The sequence below is a fragment of the Streptococcus parasanguinis genome (assembly GCF_015556095.1).
Classification (GTDB): domain Bacteria; phylum Bacillota; class Bacilli; order Lactobacillales; family Streptococcaceae; genus Streptococcus; species Streptococcus parasanguinis_Q.
The window spans coordinates 1-20,539 of record NZ_JADNLT010000017.1 but is presented as its reverse complement, the minus strand read 5'-3'; the positions used below and the strand labels follow the sequence as shown (position 1 = coordinate 20,539).

General features: G+C 44.5%; 19 protein-coding genes. 16 read left to right on the top strand and 3 right to left on the bottom strand.

All coding sequences use genetic code 11. From position 1 onward, the window contains the following. Nucleotides 1-165: 165 nt before the first annotated feature. From I2E70_RS09965 to I2E70_RS09900, 14 genes are all read left to right on the top strand, one after another. A complete protein-coding gene (locus I2E70_RS09965) occupies nt 166-522 on the top strand; it encodes a helicase BlpT (RefSeq protein ID WP_070595509.1) in 357 nt (118 codons plus the stop codon). 274 nt (nt 523-796) lie between these two features. After that, the gene (msrB, locus tag I2E70_RS09960; RefSeq protein WP_195424629.1) at nt 797-1,732 is read left to right on the top strand and encodes a peptide-methionine (R)-S-oxide reductase MsrB; all 936 of its coding nucleotides are present in this window, start codon (nt 797-799) and stop codon (nt 1,730-1,732) included. 362 nt (nt 1,733-2,094) lie between these two features. Continuing rightward, complete coding sequence (locus I2E70_RS09955; protein WP_195424627.1) at nt 2,095-3,438, top strand: CapA family protein; 1,344 nt, start codon at nt 2,095-2,097, stop codon at nt 3,436-3,438. Between the two features lie 3 nt (nt 3,439-3,441). Then, nucleotides 3,442-5,106, top strand: coding sequence for a MutS-related protein (locus tag I2E70_RS09950; RefSeq protein ID WP_195424625.1), 1,665 nt, complete (start codon nt 3,442-3,444; stop codon nt 5,104-5,106). A 23-nt stretch (nt 5,107-5,129) separates the two neighbouring features. Continuing rightward, nucleotides 5,130-5,846: a DUF554 domain-containing protein gene (locus I2E70_RS09945; RefSeq protein WP_195424623.1), complete on the top strand. Its 717-nt coding sequence runs from the start codon at nt 5,130-5,132 to the stop codon at nt 5,844-5,846. Nucleotides 5,847-6,029: 183 nt separating this feature from the next. Next, nucleotides 6,030-6,608 carry an HD domain-containing protein gene (locus I2E70_RS09940; RefSeq protein ID WP_049490839.1) on the top strand — a complete coding sequence of 193 codons (579 nt, stop codon included), beginning with the start codon at nt 6,030-6,032 and terminating at the stop codon, nt 6,606-6,608. A 136-nt stretch (nt 6,609-6,744) separates the two neighbouring features. Beyond that, the gene (locus tag I2E70_RS09935) at nt 6,745-7,593 is read left to right on the top strand and encodes an HAD family hydrolase (RefSeq protein ID WP_195424621.1); all 849 of its coding nucleotides are present in this window, start codon (nt 6,745-6,747) and stop codon (nt 7,591-7,593) included. Then, a complete protein-coding gene (locus tag I2E70_RS09930; RefSeq protein WP_195424619.1) occupies nt 7,594-8,226 on the top strand; it encodes an SGNH/GDSL hydrolase family protein in 633 nt (210 codons plus the stop codon). Between the two features lie 146 nt (nt 8,227-8,372). Beyond that, complete coding sequence (locus I2E70_RS09925; RefSeq protein WP_195424617.1) at nt 8,373-8,768, top strand: CopY/TcrY family copper transport repressor; 396 nt, start codon at nt 8,373-8,375, stop codon at nt 8,766-8,768. A gap of 18 nt (nt 8,769-8,786) precedes the next feature. Then, on the top strand, nt 8,787-9,158 hold the full coding sequence (locus I2E70_RS09920; protein ID WP_002901455.1) for a cupredoxin domain-containing protein: 372 nt from the start codon (nt 8,787-8,789) through the stop codon (nt 9,156-9,158). A gap of 10 nt (nt 9,159-9,168) precedes the next feature. Continuing rightward, on the top strand, nt 9,169-11,391 hold the full coding sequence (locus I2E70_RS09915; RefSeq protein WP_229060300.1) for a heavy metal translocating P-type ATPase: 2,223 nt from the start codon (nt 9,169-9,171) through the stop codon (nt 11,389-11,391). A 629-nt stretch (nt 11,392-12,020) separates the two neighbouring features. Continuing rightward, the gene (gene spxB / locus I2E70_RS09910; protein ID WP_195424613.1) at nt 12,021-13,796 is read left to right on the top strand and encodes a pyruvate oxidase; all 1,776 of its coding nucleotides are present in this window, start codon (nt 12,021-12,023) and stop codon (nt 13,794-13,796) included. 108 nt (nt 13,797-13,904) lie between these two features. Then, nucleotides 13,905-14,252, top strand: coding sequence for a VOC family protein (locus tag I2E70_RS09905; protein ID WP_049474133.1), 348 nt, complete (start codon nt 13,905-13,907; stop codon nt 14,250-14,252). Between the two features lie 489 nt (nt 14,253-14,741). Continuing rightward, the gene (locus I2E70_RS09900; protein ID WP_024055192.1) at nt 14,742-16,181 is read left to right on the top strand and encodes a 6-phospho-beta-glucosidase; all 1,440 of its coding nucleotides are present in this window, start codon (nt 14,742-14,744) and stop codon (nt 16,179-16,181) included. A 126-nt stretch (nt 16,182-16,307) separates the two neighbouring features. Here I2E70_RS09900 and I2E70_RS09895 read toward each other — a convergent pair whose 3' ends face one another. Next, nucleotides 16,308-16,841 carry a hypothetical protein gene (locus I2E70_RS09895; protein WP_024055193.1) on the bottom strand — a complete coding sequence of 178 codons (534 nt, stop codon included), beginning with the start codon at nt 16,839-16,841 and terminating at the stop codon, nt 16,308-16,310. A 203-nt stretch (nt 16,842-17,044) separates the two neighbouring features. Between I2E70_RS09895 and I2E70_RS09890 the strand changes: the two genes are divergently transcribed. Further along, nucleotides 17,045-17,734 (top strand): response regulator transcription factor, encoded by a 690-nt coding sequence (locus tag I2E70_RS09890; RefSeq protein WP_195424631.1) that lies wholly within the window; start codon nt 17,045-17,047, stop codon nt 17,732-17,734. Next, nucleotides 17,734-18,621: a sensor histidine kinase gene (locus I2E70_RS09885; RefSeq protein WP_195424610.1), complete on the top strand. Its 888-nt coding sequence runs from the start codon at nt 17,734-17,736 to the stop codon at nt 18,619-18,621. The genes I2E70_RS09890 and I2E70_RS09885 overlap by 1 nt, the downstream gene beginning before the upstream one ends. A gap of 20 nt (nt 18,622-18,641) precedes the next feature. Here I2E70_RS09885 and I2E70_RS09880 read toward each other — a convergent pair whose 3' ends face one another. Both I2E70_RS09880 and I2E70_RS09875 read right to left on the bottom strand, forming a co-directional pair. Beyond that, nucleotides 18,642-19,394 (bottom strand): ABC transporter permease, encoded by a 753-nt coding sequence (locus tag I2E70_RS09880; protein ID WP_006595651.1) that lies wholly within the window; start codon nt 19,392-19,394, stop codon nt 18,642-18,644. Between the two features lie 57 nt (nt 19,395-19,451). Next, nucleotides 19,452-20,360 carry an ABC transporter ATP-binding protein gene (locus I2E70_RS09875; RefSeq protein ID WP_070505273.1) on the bottom strand — a complete coding sequence of 303 codons (909 nt, stop codon included), beginning with the start codon at nt 20,358-20,360 and terminating at the stop codon, nt 19,452-19,454. Nucleotides 20,361-20,539 lie beyond the last annotated feature (179 nt).

Genomic DNA, 20,539 nt, shown 5'->3' with positions numbered 1-20,539 from the left:
AGTAGGGCTGTAAAAGCTGATGAAATCAGCGTAGTAGAGCCCACTCAACCACTGCGTCTTGCTCGACAATCCAAAAATAATTGAGAGGCTAGGACTTTTGACCCAACCTCATTCTGTTCCTAGTTTTAGGAATTTTCCATTTTTATAGAGAGAAAAAGGTGTACAATGGAGGTGAAAAGGAAGGTGATTTCTATGGAAGAAAGGGATGTGATTCAAGAGGCAAGAACGACGATCACCCTTCTTCAAACAGCCTTTTCTAAGGGATTCACCCCTAGTTCAGATACCCTTCGATTTCGAGAAAATCTAGATCAGATGTTGAAAGGTTTACGAAAGGCTAGGCGGGTAGACAATCGTCTGTTGATTAAGTTGGAAAAGTTTTATCAGACCGCCAGTCTATTGATTGGTCTGGGCGGGCTAGCATTGAACGAAGAGGCCTTTCAAGCTTGGCGAGCTTATGATCACTGGCATTACGAGGTTGTGAAACCTCAGTTACAGGTCTACGGACCGACGGTGGTGTTGTAGTTGATACTAACCTGGTGCTTGTCCACAGATATTCAGAGGAGGTGTTGGTCATGGTAGTCCTTCATGATTTTCTACATCAGTTAACCCTATCGTTTTGGAATTTTTATTACTCGCTCTTTTTCTTATTTGAAAAATAAGAAGGATTGAATCCCTTTTACATATAGTAGAAGGGATTTTTGATGCAGAATCCTTGAAAATCTGAGGCTCTTGGATTATGATGGAGCTAATAGTAAGAAGCGTTCCTTGTAGGGAATGCAGGAAGCGAGGAAAAAAGATGGCAGAGATTTATTTAGCAGGTGGCTGTTTTTGGGGCTTAGAGGAATATTTTTCACGGATCCCTGGTGTAGAACAGACGACGGTGGGCTATGCCAATGGCCAGGTAGAAACGACCAACTACCAACTGATCAAGGAAACGGATCACGCAGAGACTATTCAAGTCATCTATGATCCAAATAAAATCACCCTACGAGCGATTCTGCTCTACTATTTCCGGGTGATCGATCCCTTGTCCATTAACAAGCAGGGAAATGATCGAGGCCGCCAATATCGGACTGGTGTCTATTATACAAACGAGGCAGATCGTGAAGTGATCGCCCAAGTGTTTGCGGAAGTGGAGAAGCAACTGGGCAGTAAAATAGCGGTTGAACTAGAACCTTTGCGCCACTACATCCTAGCTGAGGACTACCACCAAGACTACCTTAAGAAGAATCCTGGAGGCTATTGCCATATCGATGTGACAGATGCAGCCCAACCCTTGATTGATCCAGCAGCCTATCAGAAGCCAGATCAAGAAACCTTAAAGGCGAAACTGACAGCAGAACAGTACCAAGTCACCCAAGAAAGTGCGACGGAACGTCCTTTCCACAATGCCTATGATCAGACCTTCGAAGAGGGCATCTATGTGGATATTACGACGGGGGAGCCACTCTTCTTTGCCAAGGATAAGTTTGCGTCTGGCTGTGGATGGCCAAGTTTCTCCCGTCCCATTGCCAAAGATGTGGTCCACTATTACCAGGATCATAGCCACGGGATGGAGCGGATCGAAGTTCGTTCCCGCTCAGGCAATGCCCACCTCGGCCATGTCTTCACCGATGGACCAAAAGACCAAGGTGGCCTACGCTATTGTATCAATTCGGCCTCTCTGCGCTTTATTCCAAAAGAGGAAATGGAAGAAGAAGGTTATGGATATTTGTTAAAAGCATTGAGATAATAGAAAAAGCATCTTAGAAACTTTCCTTAGGTGAGTACGGACGTCAGCGAACTTCGAAGAAGTTCCATGACTTAGTTTTGAACCTAAAGTTTCAAAACTCCCGAGTGCCTGAAACATCACCGTTTCAGGCACTTTTTTCACAGCGGAAAGTTTCAGTAGATGCTTGCATCAGTTGAAAATCGTGATGATGTTTTCTGCTTTGAAGAAACCATTCTTTTAATATCAAATCATTTAAAAGTTCTGTTTTGCAGAACTTTTTTTCTCTTCTTAAAAATTGTGATACAATGAAGGGAAAGTATTTCAATGACAGCTCAATCTGTTGGCGGATCATTGGAGAAACTAGGTAGGAAGAAGAGGTAGAAATGATAGAGAAATGGGAGAATGTGAAAGAGACCATCAAGACGATGGGAAAAGAGCTATCGGCGGCCTTTGATTGGGCTTTTGATCGTCTCTTTTCAAGGATTGAGCTGACCAATGAACAGTTTGTCTATGTGCTCTTGTCCATCGTTTTTATCGTGGCCAATGCTATCTTGTGGGTGCAAAAGTTCCAAGGCTTTCCGATCACCGCAACCGAACGGCCAGAGGTTGTGTACAAGGCCAAGACACCGGCTGATCAGATTCCTCATACAGCTCGGATCATGGCTAATGGAGATCAGCTCTATCATGATCTGGTCTATATGAGCGCGCAAAAAGAAGATGGGACTTATGATTTTCATGAAAATTATGAGTATGTCAAACCCTGGCTACAAAAGGCGGATCTAGCCTTGGGTGATTTTGAGGGAACCATTAACCCCAATTATTATTTGTCAGGATATCCTCTTTTTAATGCGCCGAGCGAAGTCGTACCAGCCATCAAGGATGCTGGTTATGATGTCATGGATTTGGGACACAACCACATCCTGGATTCAGGTTTAGAAGGGGTCTATTCGACAGCCAAAGCCTTTGAAGATGTAGGCATCACCCCTGTCGGTGTCTACACGCATGAAAAGAGAGGCCAGGCCCCCTTGGTGATCAAGGAAGTGAATGGCATCAAGATTGCTATTCTAGCCTACGCTTATGGGTTTAATGGAATGGAAACGACCCTTACTCCAGAGGAGCAAGCAGATGTCTTGTCTGATCTGGATGAAGAGCGGATGAAGGCGGAGATCCAAAAGGCGGAGCAAGAGGCCGATATCACCATTGTCATGCCCCAAATGGGAATTGAGTACCAATTGGAGCCGACAGAAGAGCAAAAAGAACTCTACCACAAGATGGTTTCTTGGGGAGCTGATATCGTCTTTGGCGGGCATCCCCATGTTGTAGAGCCTGCTGAAGTGGTCAATAAAGATGGTCAAAACAAGCTTATCATCTACTCAATGGGGAATTTTCTGTCCAATCAGCGTCTGGAAACCATGGGGGACGTAGAGACTGCCCAATGGACAGAGCGAGGGGTCTTGATGGATGTGACCATCGAAAAGGTTGGTCGCAAGACACGGATTAAGACGGCTACTGCTCATCCAACCTGGGTCAGTCGGACTCCGAAGGGAACCTATTCTCCTGAAGGCTATGAGTTATACAAGTACCAGACCTATATTTTGGAAGATTTTATCCAGGGTGGCAAATACCGCGACAAGCTGGATGAGGAGACCAAGGAGAGAGTGGACACGGCTTACCGAGAAATGAAGGAACATGTTCACTTGGATTGGCCTCAGAGTGGAAAGGAATAGAGTATGGAAGGAAATGTAAACTGGCTCCCACTTTGGATCCTAGGATTGATGGTGGTGATTTGGGCAACCAAATTTCTTACGGCTATCCGCCTCAAGCAAAAGCTGAAAAAAGCTTGGGATGGAGCGCCTTTCTTTCGTAAGAAAGACACGGAAGAAAGTTTGATAGCCAGTCTGGCTTATCCAGCTAAGGGAAGGACGAACGATAGCCAAGTGGATGATCAGACCTGGCATGATTTGGCTTTGGATGCGGTCTTTGATCAGCTCAATTACACCCAATCGAGCCTTGGGGCAGAAGCTCTCTATCAAAAAATGCGCCTGCTGGAATTCCAGCCTCAGGATCAACTTCATGACTTAGAAGCCTTCTTTGAAGAGCATCCGGATTTGCGGCTCCAGGTTCAGGTCATTTTCAACCAACTGGGCAAGAAAAACCACAATATGGCGCGTAGCATTGTCGCAAAACCTGGCAAGCATTATGCAGGTTTGCCCCTCTATATAGCCTTGGCCTGTCTTCCAATCCTCTGTCTCTTTGCCATCCCCTTTGAGCCAGTTGGGGCGATTACCCTCTTGGTGATCAGTGTGGTCTTTAATATCGTATTTTCAAGTTTGCGCAATTGGTCCAATAAAATCCGTCTGGACAATGTTAGCTATTTGGTTCGCATCTTTGCTTCGGCAGAACGCTTGAGTCATCTAGACTTACCACAACAAGAAGAACTCAAGCAGGCAGTCAAACCCTTTAAGAAAACGCGGATCCTTGCCAGTGTCTTGCAGAGTCCAACGGGGACTTCTGAGATGGAAATTATTCTCCTCTACCTCAATGTCCTCTTTTTACTCCCGCAGATCGCTCAGGTTTATATTTACAATCAGGTGAAGGCTCATCAAAAAGAGGCCCAGAAGCTTCTGGATCTGCTAGGGGAGATGGAAGTCGCTATTAGTCTCTTGCGCCATAAGCGGGATCTAGAAGTTGTCTGTCAGCCAGTCTTTACAGAGACGGGTGGGATTGAAGGTGAGACGCTCTATCATCCCTTGCTGTCCAATCCGATTGCAAATGATGTGCATTTTCAAAAAAATATGGTCATCAGTGGGGACAATGCGTCTGGGAAATCAACCTATTTGAAGACCGTCGCTATCAATGCTATTCTGGCTCAAGGGCTGGGCTTTGCCTATGGAGAAAGCTTGGCCCTGCCTTACGGTCATGTACTAACGGCTATGGATGTGAGCGATGATATTGAAGTTGGAGATAGCTACTTTATCACTGAAAGTAAAGCTATTTTGCGTATGATTCAGCACCTCAAAGAGCCTGGTTTTCACTACTTCTTTATTGACGAGCTCTTTAAGGGGACCAATACCATCGAGCGGATCGGATCAGGCCTTGGAATTGTCCGCTGGTTGGCTGCCCAAAACTGTCTCTACATGATTTCCAGCCATGATATTGAGCTGGTCGCAGCCTCCGGTGAAGTCAATGATAATTACCATTTTGATAGCCGCTATGTGGATGGCAAGATCGTCTTTGACTACCAGATCAAGCCAGGATCAGCCGTAACCAAAAATGCGGTCAATACTCTAGAAAGCCTGCACTATCCAGAGGAGATTACGCAAACAGCCAAGGACTTAATTGACCAGTATGAAGAGACGGGACATTGGTCTTTGAAAGAAATTGAAAAAGAATGAAAAATGCACGAAGGAGTTTGTAAATGATCGGTTTGGGGACCTTCTATAATGCCTTAGGGGTCGTATTTGGTGGGCTTTTAGGACTGCTCATCGGACAACGTTTGTCAGAAGATTTTCATGAGACCCTTCTGAAAGTGACAGGAGTTGCTGTTTTTGTCTTAGGCATCGCAGGGACCTTGGAAAAGATGCTGGTGGTGCATGGAAGTCATGTGGAAAGTCACGGCAGTATGATGTTGATACTGAGTCTAGTGATCGGGACCGTTATCGGGGAACTCTTGAAGATTGAGGAGGGCTTTGAGCGCCTGGGAAGCTGGCTGAAGGAAAAGACGGGCAACCAAAGCGATACCAGCTTTGTCGATGCCTTTATGACCACGGCCTTGACCATTTGTATCGGGGCTATGGCGGTGGTCGGAGCTGTCCAGGATGGCTTGACAGGCGACACCTCGACCTTGTTGGCCAAAGCTATTCTCGATATGGTTATCGTTCTGGTCTTGACCGTTTCAAAAGGAAAGGGCGCGATCTTTGCAGTGGTACCACTTGTGATCCTTCAAGGTTTGATCACGCTGTTGGCCCATTTGATCGCACCGATCATGACTTCACAAGCCCTTTCGAATCTGTCCCTAGTTGGCTCCAGCCTCATTCTCTGTGTAGGGATCAACCTCATCTGGGGCAAACGAATCAAGGTCGCCAATCTCCTTCCAGCAGTGCTGATTTCCATTATTTGGGCCTTTGTTGGGTGAAAAATAGAAGCTAACCGGTAAAGACTGGTTAGCTTTTTTGCTTGCCTTTGTAGTCTTGTTAGAAAAAGGAAGGTGCTCCGAAAAATGGGGACTTTTTCTTTTTGCAAATAAGGGAATTCATTTATGGAAAACCTGATTTTTGGTATGATAGTCGTAATTTCGAATAAGGAGGTTGGAGTCGCCATGAGTGATTTGAATCAGATAGTTGGATTTATTAAAGAAATCGAGAAATTAAAGTCAGTAACAAGGTTTAATAGAACCCTTGATGGACGGTTTGAAAATAGTGCCGAGCATTCTTGGCAGAGTGCAATAGCTGCGATGGTTCTGCAAGATTATTATCCCGAAAAATTGAATATGGAAAAGGTGATTTCTATGTTACTGATTCATGATTTAGGTGAGATTTATGCCGGAGATACTTGGGTGTTTGATGATGAAAAAAAGCTTCATGCTCATGATAGAGAGCTCACATCTATAGAAAAAACAATGAGCTTCCTTCCAGAAGCAACATATGTGAATATGAAAAATTCGTGGTTGGAGTTTGAAAAAGGGCAGAGTCCTGAGGCAAGATATGCAAGAGTGATTGATGCATTGGTACCACTGATCAATCACTTGGAAGTATCAGAAGTCAATTATAATCCCGATCACATCCGTTCAGAGATGGTATTAGAAAAGAAAAAGTTCATAAAAAGTGAATCCAAAGAGTTGTGGAAACTGACAGAAGAGTTAATTCAGGAAAGTGTGGAAAAGGGCTTATATTCATAAGATCCCCTGGCCATCAGTAGGAACCTTCAACCCAAGAGGAAGCCACCTGTTTTCACGGGTGGTTTTGACTTGCTTGATCTGTGGTATAATGGAACCAGATAATTTACACCCTTTGAAAGGGAAAAGGTTAGATTGTATGATTAAGTTGATTGCAACAGATATGGATGGAACCTTATTAGATGAGCGAGGAGAGGTGGATCTTCCGCGTCTGGAAAGGCTTTTGGACCACTTGGATCAAAAAGGGATTCGCTTTGTCATTGCGACAGGAAATGAAATCCATCGCATGCGCCAGCTCTTGGGTCCTTTGGTCAAACGGGTGACTCTGGTCGTAGCCAATGGAGCTCGGATTTTTGAGGATGATCAGATGATTCTAGGAAAATTCTGGGATCGAGAGCTAGTAGAGGCGGTTCTTGCTTATTTTAAGGGGCGGGAAATTTCAGACCAGCTGGTTGTGTCAGCTGTCAATGGTGGCTTTGTCAAGGAAGGAACGGTCTTTACAGAAGTTGAGAAATTCATGCAGCCAGAAGTGATTGAAGCCTTGTACAAGCGGATGAAGTTTGTTCCGGAATTGACAGCAGATCTATTTGATCAGGTGCTTAAAATGAGCTTGGTGGTTGGCTTGGATCGTCTCGATCAAGTGAGCCAAGAAGTCCAGCGGGCTTTTGGAGATCAGCTGATGGCGGTTTCGAGCGGTTTTGGCAGCATGGATCTCTTACAAGCAGGCATTCACAAGGCTTGGGGTCTGGCTCAATTAATGGAGATGTGGCAGCTTGATGCCAGCCAGGTCATGGCCTTTGGGGATAGCGGAAACGACATCGAAATGCTTGAAATGGCGGGTCACTCCTATGCTGTGGCTAATGCAGAAGAAGCTGTCAAAGCTGTCGCCAATCATCTAGCGCCTAGCCATCAAGAAGGCGGTGTCTACCAGGTGATCGAAGAGTATCTAGGATTGACCCCCTGGGAACAAGTGAAAGGAAAGAAGTAGATGGCAGTACAACTGTTAGAAGACTGGCTCTTAAAGGAGCAGGAGAAAATCATAACAACCTATCGGGAGCTCAATCAAGCCCCTCTGAAGGAGCCTGGTTTGATCTTTATCGGAGACTCTATCGTGGAGTATTTCCCCATTCATGAACTATTACAAAGTCCCAAACACATGGTCAATCGAGGAGTGCGAGGCTATAAGACGGATCTCCTTCGTGAGCATCTAGACGCCCATGTCTTTGGAACGGCGGTGGATCAGATCTTTCTCTTGATCGGGACCAATGATATCGGAAAAGAAATTCCTCAAAAGGAAACCTTGGACAATGTAGAAGCGGTCTTACAAGCGATCATGCGGGACTTTCCGCTGACCCACATCAACCTGATCTCGGTTCTACCGGTGAGTCAAGAAGAGCGCTACAAGCAAAAGGTCTATGTGCGGACCAATGAAAAAATTCAAGCCCTCAATCAAGCCTATCAAGAATTGGCCCAGGCCTACCACCAGGTCAGCTATGTCGATGTGTATTCGTCTTTATTGGATGAAAAGGGGCAGTTGGCAGAAGCCTATACGACTGATGGCCTCCATTTAAGTGTAGCAGGTTACCGCATCCTAGCCCAAGCTCTGCAGGAGACATTATAGAGACAAAAATAGGAGCGAAAAAGCCCAACCAGACAAATCTTCAAAGGAAGATTTGTTTTTTTAAAAACTTTTGGTTGACAAATGTAAATCTTAGGTGTAAAATAGCATCATAAGATTTACAAATGTAGATTCAGAAAGGAGAAGCCATGCAAATTTCCAATGCGGAATGGCGCGTCATGAAGATTATCTGGATGGAAGGCAAGCAGACCAGCACGGATTTGATCGCCGTCTTGTCCGAGCGCTTTGACTGGTCGAAGTCGACCATCAAGACCCTCTTGACGCGCTTGGTGGAGAAAGGCTGTCTGACCAGAGAAAAATCTGGCAAAGCCTTTGTCTACTCGGCTTTGTTGAAGCAGGACCAAAGTTTAGACTTGGTGGTTGAGGATGTGAAAGACAAGGTTTGCTCAAAAAGAATTGTCCAGGTGCTTGAAAACGTGATTCAAGCGAGTGACTTTACGCTAGCAGATCTTAATCAGCTGCAGCAGGTCCTTGAAGATAAGAAAGCAGAGGCTGTCGAAACAGTCCCTTGCAATTGTATGTAATAGAAAGAAGGAAATTCCATGTTTGGATTGTTGATTAGTATTGTTTGTTTACTTGTGGTTGCTTTTATTGCTTGGTGGTTCTTTGCAGAGCATGAAAAGGTAAGCGGCCACGCTCGTCAGAAATCAGGTTATCAAGAAATTGAAGTCGAAGTCATGGGGGGCTATTCGCCTGAAACCATTGTCCTGAAAAAGAATGTTCCAGCCCGGATCATCTTTAATCGCAAGGATCCATCTTCATGTCTGGCTCAAGTGATCTTTCCAGATTTTGGCGTTCATGAAGATTTGCCTTTAGGTGAAAAACATGTCATTGAAATTACGCCAGAAAAAGCGGGCGAATATGGGTATTCATGTGGAATGAACATGATGCATGGTCACATGATTGTGGAATAAAGGAGTAGGTATGGTAGAAAAACAAAAAGCAGTTGTGGAAAACGGAGTGCAAAAGATCCGTATTACAGCAGAAAAAGGCTATAGTCCAAAGGAATTTCAACTTCAAAAAGGGATCCCTGCTGAAATCACCTTCCATCGGGTCAATCCTTCCGGCTGTTACAAGGAAATTTTGTTTGAAGATCAGGGGATTTTAGAGCCTTTGGAAGTCGGTGTGGATAAGGTCATATCTTTTACCCCGACAGAAACAGGGGACTTCGAGTTTTCATGTGGAATGAAGATGCAAAAGGGTTCCTACACGGTTGTGGAAAAACGCCGTCGTGTCTTAGGTTTACTGGGTCGCTTTTGGATTACTAGTATCTTTACCCTTCCCTTATTGATCTTGATGATCGGGATGATGGCAGGATTTGTATCCCATCAAGTCAGTCGCTGGGGGACTTTTCTAGCGACAACGCCGATTATGCTAGTGGCAGGAGTTCCTTTTATCAAGAGTGCCTGGGCCTCATTTAAGAAGCACCATTCCAATATGGATACCTTGGTAGCTCTTGGAACCCTGGTAGCCTATGTCTATAGTGTATTTGCCCTTTTTACTGGTCAGCCAGTATACTTTGAGGCTGCGGGTTTTATCATCTTCTTTATCCTCTTAGGGCAAATCTTTGAGGAACGGATGCGTAACAATGCCTCCGAGGCTGTGGAAAAGTTGTTGGATTTGCAGGCAAAAACGGCTCAAGTTCTCCGTGATGGGAACTATGTCGAGGTGGCGGCAGAAGATATCCAAATTGATGACTTGATTCGGGTCCGTCCTGGGGAAAAGATCGCGGTTGATGGGACCATTGTAGAAGGAAGTACGACCATTGATGAGTCGATGGTGACAGGTGAAAGCCTGCCTGTGGAAAAATCAGTTGGTGATGCAGTCATTGGCTCCACTATCAACAGCAATGGGACCATTCTCTTTAAGGCTGAAAAAGTCGGTAGTGAGACCCTCTTATCTCAAATTGTGGACTTTGTCAAAATGGCCCAATCCAGTCGTGCTCCCATTCAGGATCTGACGGATAAGATTTCAGGTATCTTTGTTCCAGCAGTGACGATTTTGGCCATTGCAACTTTCTGGGTTTGGTCCGTGCTTCTGGGCGCGTCGCTTCAAGAGGCCATGCTCTATGCAGTCTCTGTCCTCATTATTGCCTGTCCTTGTGCCCTTGGTTTGGCGACGCCGACTGCCCTGATGGTCGGAACCGGCCGTAGTGCCAAGATGGGGGTTCTGATTAAAAATGGAACCGTTCTTCAAGAAGTGCAAAAGATTCAAACCGTTGTGTTTGATAAGACAGGGACTATTACCATTGGCCAACCACTTGTAACCGATGTTGTAGGAGATGAAGCGCGTGTCTTGACACTGGCTGCTAGTCTTGAAACTTTTTCAGAACATCCCCTAGCGCAAGCGGTCTTATCACGAGCAGAAGAAAAAGGTTTGGTGCTAACCCCTGTGGAAAACTTCCAAGCGATCGAAGGAAAAGGGGTCCAAGGTCAGATCGACCAGCAGTTGGTGACCTTGGGAAATGGCAAACTTCATGACGGGACAGCGATGGATCCGGAGCTTGAAAAACGGATGGTAGAGTTGCAAGAGCAGGCCAAAACAGTGATCAGTTTGTCTGTGGATGGGCAAGTGATAGGCTTGATTGCCATTCAAGATGCTCCGAAGGCCAGCTCAAAAGAAGCGATCAAAAAGCTCAAAGAACGGGGCTTGAAAACGGTCATGTTAACAGGGGATAATGAACGGGTGGCCCAAGCTATTGCTAAGCAAGTGGGCATTGATACCGTGATCGCTGATGTGCTCCCTCAAGAAAAAGCCAGCGCCATCCAAAAACTGCAAGAAAGCAGTAAGGTAGCCTTTGTGGGAGATGGGATCAATGATGCTCCAGCTCTTTCGATCGCCGATGTCGGAATTGCTATGGGATCTGGAACGGATATTGCGATCGAGTCCGGTGGCATCGTGCTCACGCAAAATGATTTGCTTGGAGTTGTGCGCGCCTTTGACATGAGTCAAAAGACCTTCCGTCGCATCTTACTCAATCTCTTCTGGGCCTCTATCTACAATATCCTTGGGATTCCAATTGCTGCTGGAGTCTTTGTAGGACTGGGATTGACCCTCAATCCAGAACTAGCAGGTCTTGCTATGGCCCTTAGTTCTTTGTCTGTTTTGACTAGCTCGCTGCTTCTCAATGTTGCGAAAATTGATTAAATGAAACAAAAAGTGATACACATATCACGTAGAGTGAAGATAAAATCTTTCCTGAGATTTTCCTTAGGTGAGTACGGACGTCAGCGAACTTCTACGAAGTTCCATGACTTAGTTTTGGACCTAAGGTTCCAAAACTCCCGAGCGCTAGAAACACAGTTGTTTCTAGCGCTTTTCTCACGGCGGAAATTCTCAGGATATATTTAAATAATGAAAACAATAGGGAAGTACTTTTATTTTTACAGAGTTTTCTTATTTTATATTATTTTATATAAAAAATCATTTTTATACGTTCGGAGTGCTACAGCATGCTGTAGCACTTTTTTATCTTTCCTTACAGCTCTAAGGGAAAAGAGGGGGTATTAAATTATAGTAAAATACCCTATTGTAGGATAGTTTGTGAAAATTTCTCAAAAAGAGCATCTGTTATGGAATAGGGATTGAGCATCTCTGAGCAGATCCTTATACATGTGAATCTCTTTGTGATAAATTAATACTGTAATCGTTTTGTAAATCGTTTTCATGAGAAAAGTCAGAAAAAACTCATTTTCAAGGCGAGATGATCACAAAGATGAAGTAGAAGCGCTATGCTGCATTTTAAGGGATCAAAATAGAATTAAAGGAGAGTTAGAATGACTCAAGGGAAAATTACTGCATCTGCAGCAATGCTTAATGTATTGAAAACATGGGGCGTAGATACGATCTACGGTATCCCATCTGGAACACTTAGCTCACTTATGGACGCTTTGGCTGAAGACAAAGATATCCGTTTCTTGCAAGTTCGTCACGAAGAAACTGGTGCTCTTGCAGCGGTTATGCAAGCTAAATTTGGTGGCTCTATCGGGGTTGCAGTTGGTTCAGGTGGACCTGGTGCGACTCACTTGATCAACGGTGTTTACGATGCAGCTATGGATAACACTCCATTCCTTGCCATTCTTGGATCACGTCCAGTTAATGAATTGAACATGGATGCTTTTCAAGAATTGAACCAAAACCCAATGTACAACGGTATCGCTGTTTACAACAAACGTGTAGCTTACGCAGAACAATTACCAAAAGTAATCGATGAAGCTTGCCGTGCTGCCGTTTCTAAAAAAGGTCCAGCCGTTGTTGAAATTCCAGTAAACTTTGGTTTCCAAGAAATCGACGAAAACTCTTACTACGGATCAGGTTCTTATGAACGTCACTTTATCGCTCCTGCCTTGAACGAAGTGGAAATCGATAAAGCTGTTGAAATCTTGAACAATGCTGAACGCCCAGTGATCTACGCTGGTTTCGGTGGAGTTGGTGCGGGTGATGTGATCACTGAATTGTCTCGTAAAATTAAAGCACCAATCATCACAACTGGTAAAAACTTCGAGGCCTTCGAATGGAACTACGAAGGTTTGACAGGTTCTGCTTACCGTGTTGGTTGGAAACCAGCCAACGAAGTGGTCTTTGAAGCAGACACTGTTCTTTTCCTTGGTTCAAACTTCCCATTTGCTGAAGTTTACGAAGCCTTCAAGAACACTGAAAAATTCATCCAAGTCGATATCGACCCTTACAAACTTGGTAAACGTCATGCCCTAGACGCTTCAATTCTTGGTGATGCAGGTCAAGCAGCGAAAGCAATCCTTGATAAAGTGAATCCAGTTGAATCTACTCCATGGTGGCGTGCAAACGTGAAGAACAACCAAAACTGGCGTGATTACATGAACAAACTCGAAGGTAAAACTGAGGGTGAATTGCAATTGTATCAAGTTTACAATGCTATTAACAAATACGCTGACGAAGATGCGATCTACTCAATCGACGTCGGTGACACTACTCAAACATCTACTCGTCACCTTCACATGACACCTAAGAACATGTGGCGTACATCTCCACTCTTTGCGACAATGGGGATCGCCCTTCCTGGTGGTATTGCTGCTAAGAAAGACAATCCAGATCGCCAAGTATGGAACATCATGGGTGACGGTGCATTCAACATGTGCTACCCAGACGTTATCACAAACGTTCAATACGATCTTCCAGTTATCAACGTTGTCTTCTCAAATGGTAAATATGCCTTCATCAAGGACAAATACGAAGACACAAACAAACACTTGTTTGGTTGTGACTTCCCTAATGCTGACTATGCGAAAATCGCTGAAGCTCAAGGTGCTGTAGGATTCACTGTAAACCGTATCGAAGACATCGACGCAGTCGTTGCTGAAGCTGTTAAATTGAACAAAGAAGGTAAGACAGTTGTCATCGATGCTCGCATCACGCAACACCGTCCACTTCCAGTAGAAGTTCTTGAGTTGGATCCAAAACAACACTCAGAAGAAGCCATCAAAGCCTTCAAGGAAAAATACGAAGCAGAAGAACTCGTACCATTCCGTCTCTTCTTGGAAGAAGAAGGGTTGCAATCACGCGCAATCAAATAATCCTGCTCGTCGAAAATCAAATGTAAATATTGTAGATTATATTCTTTGATTTTGTAGAGAGAAACTTAAAAGATCGGAGCAATCCGGTCTTTTTGTGGAGGACAGTAAATGAATTTAAATCAATTGGATATTATTGTTTCAAATGTTCCCCAAGTCTGTGCCGACTTGGAGCGTATTTTTGATAAAAAAGCCGATTATGTTGACGACAGTTTTGCTCAGTTTACGATTGGCAGTCACTGTCTTATGTTATCCCAAAATCATTTGATTCCTTTGGAAGATTTTCAGTCAGGAATCATTCTTCATATCGAGGTTGAGGATGTCGACCAGAACCAAAAGCGGTTAAAAGAGATTGGTGTCGAGATTTTACACGGTCCTTGTGAAACGGATTGGGGAACCGAATCCCTGTTAGTTGAAGGCCCTGCTGGTCTAGTGATTGATTTTTATCGTATGAAGTAGGAGGCGTGGTCATTTAACGTCAACCTTAGCTATTCTTAAAACAGAATATGAGAATATGAACTAATAAAAGATCGGAGTCATCCGGTCTTTTTGATTAAAGAAAAAGTCTTCTTTGAAACTTTCCTTAGGTGAGTACGGACGTCAGCGAACTTCGAAGAAGTTCCATGACTTAGTTTTGAGCCTGAGGTCTCAAAACTCCCGAGTGCTAGAAACAACAGTGTTTCTAGCACTTTTCTCACAGCGGAAAGTTTCAGTTTATTCTTTACGATTTAAAAATAGAAATCATTCTTATTTTTTCAGAAAAGCCGATATTAAATTAGGTGAAAAAACAATTTGTATACATCCTAAAAGATCGGAGTCATCCGGTCTTTTTGTGTTGCGCATGTATAGGAGTTTTCTTAGAATAGGTTCGGTTTTTCCTAGGATCTTGTAAGACTTTTGGGTTAGAGAGGGGTATAATAGAACTATCAAATCAAGTGAGGTAGAGAGATGACCGACAAACTTCAATTTCCAGATGGTTTCCTTTGGGGTGGGGCGACGGCTGCTAACCAGTGTGAGGGGGCTTATAATGAAGATGGCCGTGGCTTGGCCAATGTGGATGTGGTACCGATTGGGCCTGATCGTCATGCGATTATTACGGGTCAGAAAAAGATGTTTGACTTTGAAGAGGGCTATTTTTACCCGGCTAAAGATGGCATTGATATGTACCATCGCTACAAGGAAGACATTGCCCTCTTTGGGGAAATGGGCTTTAAAACCTATCGCTTGTCCATTGCCTGGTCTCGGATCTTCCCAAAAGGGGATGAACTGGAGCCGAATGAAGCGGGTCTACAGTTCTATGAAGACCTCTTTAAGGAGTGCCATAAGTATGGCATTGAACCCTTGGTGACCATTACCCACTTTGACTGTCCCATGCATTTGATTACTGAGTATGGAGGTTGGCGTAGTCGCAAGATGTTGGAATGTTATGAACGTCTCTGCCGGACCCTCTTCACTCGCTACAAGGGCTTGGTCAAATACTGGCTAACCTTTAATGAGATCAATATGATCCTCCATGCGCCTTTTATGGGAGCGGGTCTCTGCTTTGAAGAAGGGGAGAATGAGGAGCAAATCAAATACCAGGCGGCTCACCATGAGTTGGTCGCTTCAGCCATTGCCACCAAGCTAGCCCATGAGATTGATCCTAACAATAAGGTCGGCTGTATGCTAGCAGCAGGGCAAAACTATCCGCATACCTGTGCTCCACGAGATGTCTGGGCTGGTCTAGAAGAAGACCGCAAGAACTATTTCTTCATCGATGTGCAGGCGCGTGGGGAATACCCTAACTATGCCAAGAAAGAGTGGGAGCGTCAGGGAATCACGGTCGAGATGACGGAGCAGGACCTGCAATTGTTGAAAGACCATACGGTGGACTTTATTTCCTTCTCCTACTATGCCAGTCGGGTCGCTTCTGGGGATCCAGCTGAAAGGGAGAAAACAGCGGGCAATATCTTTGCCTCTCTGAAGAATCCCTACCTAGAAAGCTCAGAATGGGGTTGGCAGATTGACCCTCTTGGTCTCCGCATTACCCTCAACACCATCTGGGATCGTTATCAAAAGCCTATGTTTATTGTAGAAAATGGACTAGGCGCCGTTGATACCCCAAATGAAGCCGGGGAGATTGAGGATGACTACCGGATTGACTACCTGGCTGCCCATGTCAAGGCCATGCGAGATGCCATTAACGAAGATGGTGTTGTCCTCTGGGGATATACGACTTGGGGCTGTATTGACCTGGTCTCTGCCGGGACTGGAGAAATGAAGAAGCGCTACGGCTTTATCTATGTCGATCGGGACAATGAAGGAAAAGGAACTTTAGCCCGCTCACGTAAGAAATCCTTTTATTGGTACAAAGAAGTCATTGAGACCAATGGGGCTTCTGTTAAATAAAAGTCTTCCCTAGAGCTAAACCATCTTCTGGATGACTCTCTGGCAGCAAACTAAAAAGCTTAGAATTCCAACCACAAGTTGGGGTCCTAAGCTTTTTGTATGTTGTTAAGCCAAGTCATTACGAATTTACTGGTCGTAATCTAAGACATTGTTCTCGATGACAAACTTAGATTCAGCGGAAATGTTGGCTGCTCCTAGTTGCAACTGTGAACTTCCGTCTGGCTTCATGATGTGCCACTGACCGTCCTTGTGGGCAAAGATGGCCTCAAATGTGACGTTATTGCTCTTGTCTCGAATGGGTAGAACAAATGCTTGATCTGTATTCTCTAAAAGGATTTCTTCCTTTTTTTCAAAGTTATAGATATAAAATTGCCCAGTTCTTTGTCCCAAACCATGGACTTCATCGACTTTTTGCCAATTCTCAAACTTATTCCGAACAAGGGATTCATTATAAATCTTGTTGAAGGTTTCGTTCCGTTTCTTCGTTTCTTCCTCGTCTAGTGTTTTCTGAAACTCTGCAACCTTTTTAGTCGTTTGAATGGTTTGTCTGTTTTGCTCCCTGATTTGCTGGCGGTGGATGACTCGCATCATTCTTGCAGCAACGCCCAGGATGACAAGGATGGATACAAGACTGATTTTAGTTTTAGCATTATTTTTCATAGATGAGTCTCCCTATTGTGTCATTGGTCCTATTATACCCTTTGAAAGAAAGGATCGTCAAGTTCATCTTGTGATGATCTAACATGCAGATCTACCTGGGGACAATAGAATTTTATCAGATTTTCATTGACGAAGGTCCCTTTATTTGATAGGCTAGGGGAATAGAAATGATTTGGAGTTTAAATGAAAAAGGAGTGAGGCAAGTGGCACGGATTTTATTAATCGAGGATAATAATGATATCCAAGAAATTTTATACAGTCTCTTAAGTGAAGATCATGAGGTCCTTCAGGCTTTTTCAGGTACAGAAGGGCTGCGGCTCTTCCAGCAAGAAGTCGTTGATTTGGTCCTTCTGGATATTATGCTTCCTGGGAAAAATGGGGACCAGGTCCTGGAGGAGATCCGTATGCAGAGTCAGACACCGGTTATCCTGATGACCGCTCTGGGAGACAAACACCTCATTAGCCAGTATCTCCTTGCAGGTGCCAATGATTATATTGTCAAACCCTTTAATCTGGACGAAGTAGCAGCTCGAGTGACGGTGCAGTTGCGAAATCACGTCTCACCAGCAAAGAAAGCTCAAGCGTCGCAAAAGCTATCCTTTAAGAATTTGGTCTTAAATCCAGAAACCTTTGAACTGGAGTCCAGCGAACAGACACTTCGCTTGGGCAAAAAAGAATTTCAAATTTTTGAGACCTTGCTGGCGCATCCAAAGAAGATTTTTACCAAGGAAGAATTGTATGAGGCGGTCTGGGAAGAAGTCTATCTGCCTGGTGACAATACCCTCAATGCCCAACTGAGCAATCTCCGAAAGAAAATTGCCCAGCTTGATCCAGATGAGGACTATATTGAAACGGTCTGGGGCTTGGGTGTTCGCTTGAAAGGAGACAAGTAATGTGGGTTTTAGTTCTAATTCTTGTCGTCCTTGTCCTTTTCTTGGGTTTGGGCTATGCTCGCTTGCTTTCTGCCTTAAAGGATTTGCAGGAGCAGATTCAAAAGAAGCTCCAAAGCGGGAGTGGGGTACGGCTGACCTCTCAGGTCTCAAAAAAAGAATTGGTCGCCTTGACCAAGCAGGTCAGTGATCTCTTTGATCAGATTGAGCGGACCAATCGGATTGCCTTTCAAGAGAAAAAGACCTTGGATATGGCCATCAGTAATATTGCTCACGATATTCGGACACCTTTGACCATTGCGTCGGGCTATACCCAACAAATCATCAAGGGTGGGACGCAGGAAGAGGAAAAGCTGAAGAAAATTGCTTCCAATCTTCAAGTCGTCTCAAAACGCTTGGAATCTCTCTTGGAATACAGACGCTTGATGGAGGGAGCTATTCAGCCTCGGATTTCAGACGTCGATCTCAGCCAAGTCCTGACTCAGCAGTTGTTCCAGTATTATGACAGCCTGTCTGAGGCGGGGATTGCCTTAGAGGTAGAGCTAGAAGAGCATCTTCATTATGCTACGGATCCAGAGCTCTGGGAGCGCCTCTTGCAAAATATGCTCAGCAATGTCCTCAAGCATGGAAAGGAGCAGGCCCGTTTGACCTTGACCTCAGACGCGGACACGATTCGGGTCGAGCTGCGCAATATTGTGCAACAACCGATCCAGCACTTAGACCAATTGGCTAGTCGATTCTACTCTGAAAATCTCTCGGATACAGAGGAGTCTTCTGGCTTGGGTCTCTACATTATTCAAAATTTTGTAGAGATCTTAGGGGGAGACTTGCAACTGGCAACGGAGGCAGACTGGTTTATCTTGACCATTACACTAAGAAAAAAGGCTTGAGCACTGCTCAAGTCTTTTTGTTATAAATCTTTGTGTTTAAAAGTAGCCAGTCCTAGGAAGCCGAAAACAAGGATGAATCCAAGGGCGATCGAGAGGGTGTTGGTTGTTGCTGTTGTGCTCTGTACCATGGAATATTGGAATTCCAAGTTTAGATAGTGGAGAATATCAATATCTTTAAGGAAGAGCGCAGGAAGGCTTAAGAGGATATTTCCAATGAAGTAGCCAACGAAGGCCAAGGTGATGGATTGGCTGGCATAAAGAAGGAAGGAAATGATGCTGACCCAAGCCAAGGTGGAAAGGAACTGAATCAGCACGGTCAGTCCAAAATGAGCCAAGAAGTGCTCTGGCATGGTGCCAAGTCCATTGTAGAGCGTCGCGATCAAGAAGACGAGACCATAAGAAACAAGAAATTGGAAGAGAGCAATGGTCAGAACAACGGCGCTTTTGGCAAAGTAGTAACTGGTGCGAGAAACGCCATAGGCCAGACTATTCTTGTATAAGTTTTGCGTTAAGTCTGTTCCCAGGACCAAGGTGATGACAATAATGGTAAAGAGGATGGTCACACTGATGCTGGAAGAGTAGTTGGTCAAAGCTTTAAAGCCTGTCCAAACTTCGGTCGCTTGGGGCAATTTGGATTCCGTATTGACGCCGACGTGGCCAGTAGCTCCAAAGATGACTCCAGACAGGATGTTGAGAACGAGAATGGCTTCTGTAATCCAAAAACCTTTGGAGCGAAAAAGTCTGTAAAAATCTGCTTGAATGGTATGCAACATGATAAATCTCCTAAATGAAATATGTGGGATAGGTAATAGAGGAAGACGGTGATTGGACTAGTCTACCAAGTCCGTAAAGAATTTTTCCAGATCTTGGCGGGCATAGTAGATTTCGTCCACGTCAATATCGGCTTGAACGAGGGCTTTGACAATGACTTTAATATCGTGAGTCTGTCCGAAGATATGGATTTCTCCATCCTTATCGATGACCTTGATGCGGTGATGGAGTTGATCCTGAATCAGTTGACTCGCAAGGGCTAGCTGGCTAGTCTTGAGGATGATGTAGTCTTCTCCTTGTTCTTCGAATTCAGCCTTGCTAATTTCTTTGATCAGGCGTCCTTGGTCGACAATACCAAAGCGATTGGCAACCAGATAGAGTTCGGAGAGGATGTGACTGGAAATGAGGATGGTCATGCCGAGTTCATCATTGAGGCGTTTGATCATCTGACGGAATTCCTTGATTCCGACTGGATCAAGGCCATTGATGGGTTCGTCCAGAATAAGGAAATCTGGCTTAGCAATGAGAGCAATCGCAATTCCCAACCGTTGTTTCATTCCTAGTGAGAAGTCACGGAATTTCTTCTTACCCGTATTATTCAGGCCAACATAGTTCAGGGTTTCTTTGATGACCTGGTCGGGATTGGGGATATGGCGAGCCTTGCAATAGTAGACCAGGTTTTGATAAGCGGTCATATGCTTATGGGCCACGGGACTCTCAATGACGGATCCAACCCGTTTAAGCGCTTGGGTCCACTGGGAGCGATTTGTAGAAGCAAAGAGAGAGACGCTTCCATCAGTTTCTTGAATCAGCTGGGTGATGACCTTGATGAGGGTGGTTTTCCCTGCACCATTTTTGCCGATCAGGCCGTAGACGTCGCCTTTGCGAATGGTGAGATTCACATCATTTAAGGCGTATTGATGACCGAATTTTTTACTCAAATGGGAAATTTCTAATACTTTTTCCATGGTTTTCTCCTTCGTCCAAATGACTAGTTGTTTTCTTTACACTCTTAGTATACAGCTTGCTTTTCAAATAACTATCAAGCAATTCTCAAATATTTCTAAAAAAAGAGAGTGGGACAGAAATCGGTAATTCGTTAGAATTCGATTTCGTCGTCCCACCTCCGCACAGTTGAGTAGGGCTG

Bases quoted from the DNA above. Each gene is read 5' to 3' on its own strand.
- I2E70_RS09965 (WP_070595509.1), top strand. From the start codon at position 166: ATGGAGGTGAAAAGGAAGGTGATTTCTATGGAAGAAAGGGATGTGATT.
- msrB (WP_195424629.1), top strand. From the start codon at position 797: ATGGCAGAGATTTATTTAGCAGGTGGCTGTTTTTGGGGCTTAGAGGAA.
- I2E70_RS09955 (WP_195424627.1), top strand. From the start codon at position 2,095: ATGATAGAGAAATGGGAGAATGTGAAAGAGACCATCAAGACGATGGGA.
- I2E70_RS09950 (WP_195424625.1), top strand. From the start codon at position 3,442: ATGGAAGGAAATGTAAACTGGCTCCCACTTTGGATCCTAGGATTGATG.
- I2E70_RS09945 (WP_195424623.1), top strand. From the start codon at position 5,130: ATGATCGGTTTGGGGACCTTCTATAATGCCTTAGGGGTCGTATTTGGT.
- I2E70_RS09940 (WP_049490839.1), top strand. From the start codon at position 6,030: ATGAGTGATTTGAATCAGATAGTTGGATTTATTAAAGAAATCGAGAAA.
- I2E70_RS09935 (WP_195424621.1), top strand. From the start codon at position 6,745: ATGATTAAGTTGATTGCAACAGATATGGATGGAACCTTATTAGATGAG.
- I2E70_RS09930 (WP_195424619.1), top strand. From the start codon at position 7,594: ATGGCAGTACAACTGTTAGAAGACTGGCTCTTAAAGGAGCAGGAGAAA.
- I2E70_RS09925 (WP_195424617.1), top strand. From the start codon at position 8,373: ATGCAAATTTCCAATGCGGAATGGCGCGTCATGAAGATTATCTGGATG.
- I2E70_RS09920 (WP_002901455.1), top strand. From the start codon at position 8,787: ATGTTTGGATTGTTGATTAGTATTGTTTGTTTACTTGTGGTTGCTTTT.
- I2E70_RS09915 (WP_229060300.1), top strand. From the start codon at position 9,169: ATGGTAGAAAAACAAAAAGCAGTTGTGGAAAACGGAGTGCAAAAGATC.
- spxB (WP_195424613.1), top strand. From the start codon at position 12,021: ATGACTCAAGGGAAAATTACTGCATCTGCAGCAATGCTTAATGTATTG.
- I2E70_RS09905 (WP_049474133.1), top strand. From the start codon at position 13,905: ATGAATTTAAATCAATTGGATATTATTGTTTCAAATGTTCCCCAAGTC.
- I2E70_RS09900 (WP_024055192.1), top strand. From the start codon at position 14,742: ATGACCGACAAACTTCAATTTCCAGATGGTTTCCTTTGGGGTGGGGCG.
- I2E70_RS09895 (WP_024055193.1), bottom strand. From the start codon at position 16,841: ATGAAAAATAATGCTAAAACTAAAATCAGTCTTGTATCCATCCTTGTC.
- I2E70_RS09885 (WP_195424610.1), top strand. From the start codon at position 17,734: ATGTGGGTTTTAGTTCTAATTCTTGTCGTCCTTGTCCTTTTCTTGGGT.
- I2E70_RS09880 (WP_006595651.1), bottom strand. From the start codon at position 19,394: ATGTTGCATACCATTCAAGCAGATTTTTACAGACTTTTTCGCTCCAAA.
- I2E70_RS09875 (WP_070505273.1), bottom strand. From the start codon at position 20,360: ATGGAAAAAGTATTAGAAATTTCCCATTTGAGTAAAAAATTCGGTCAT.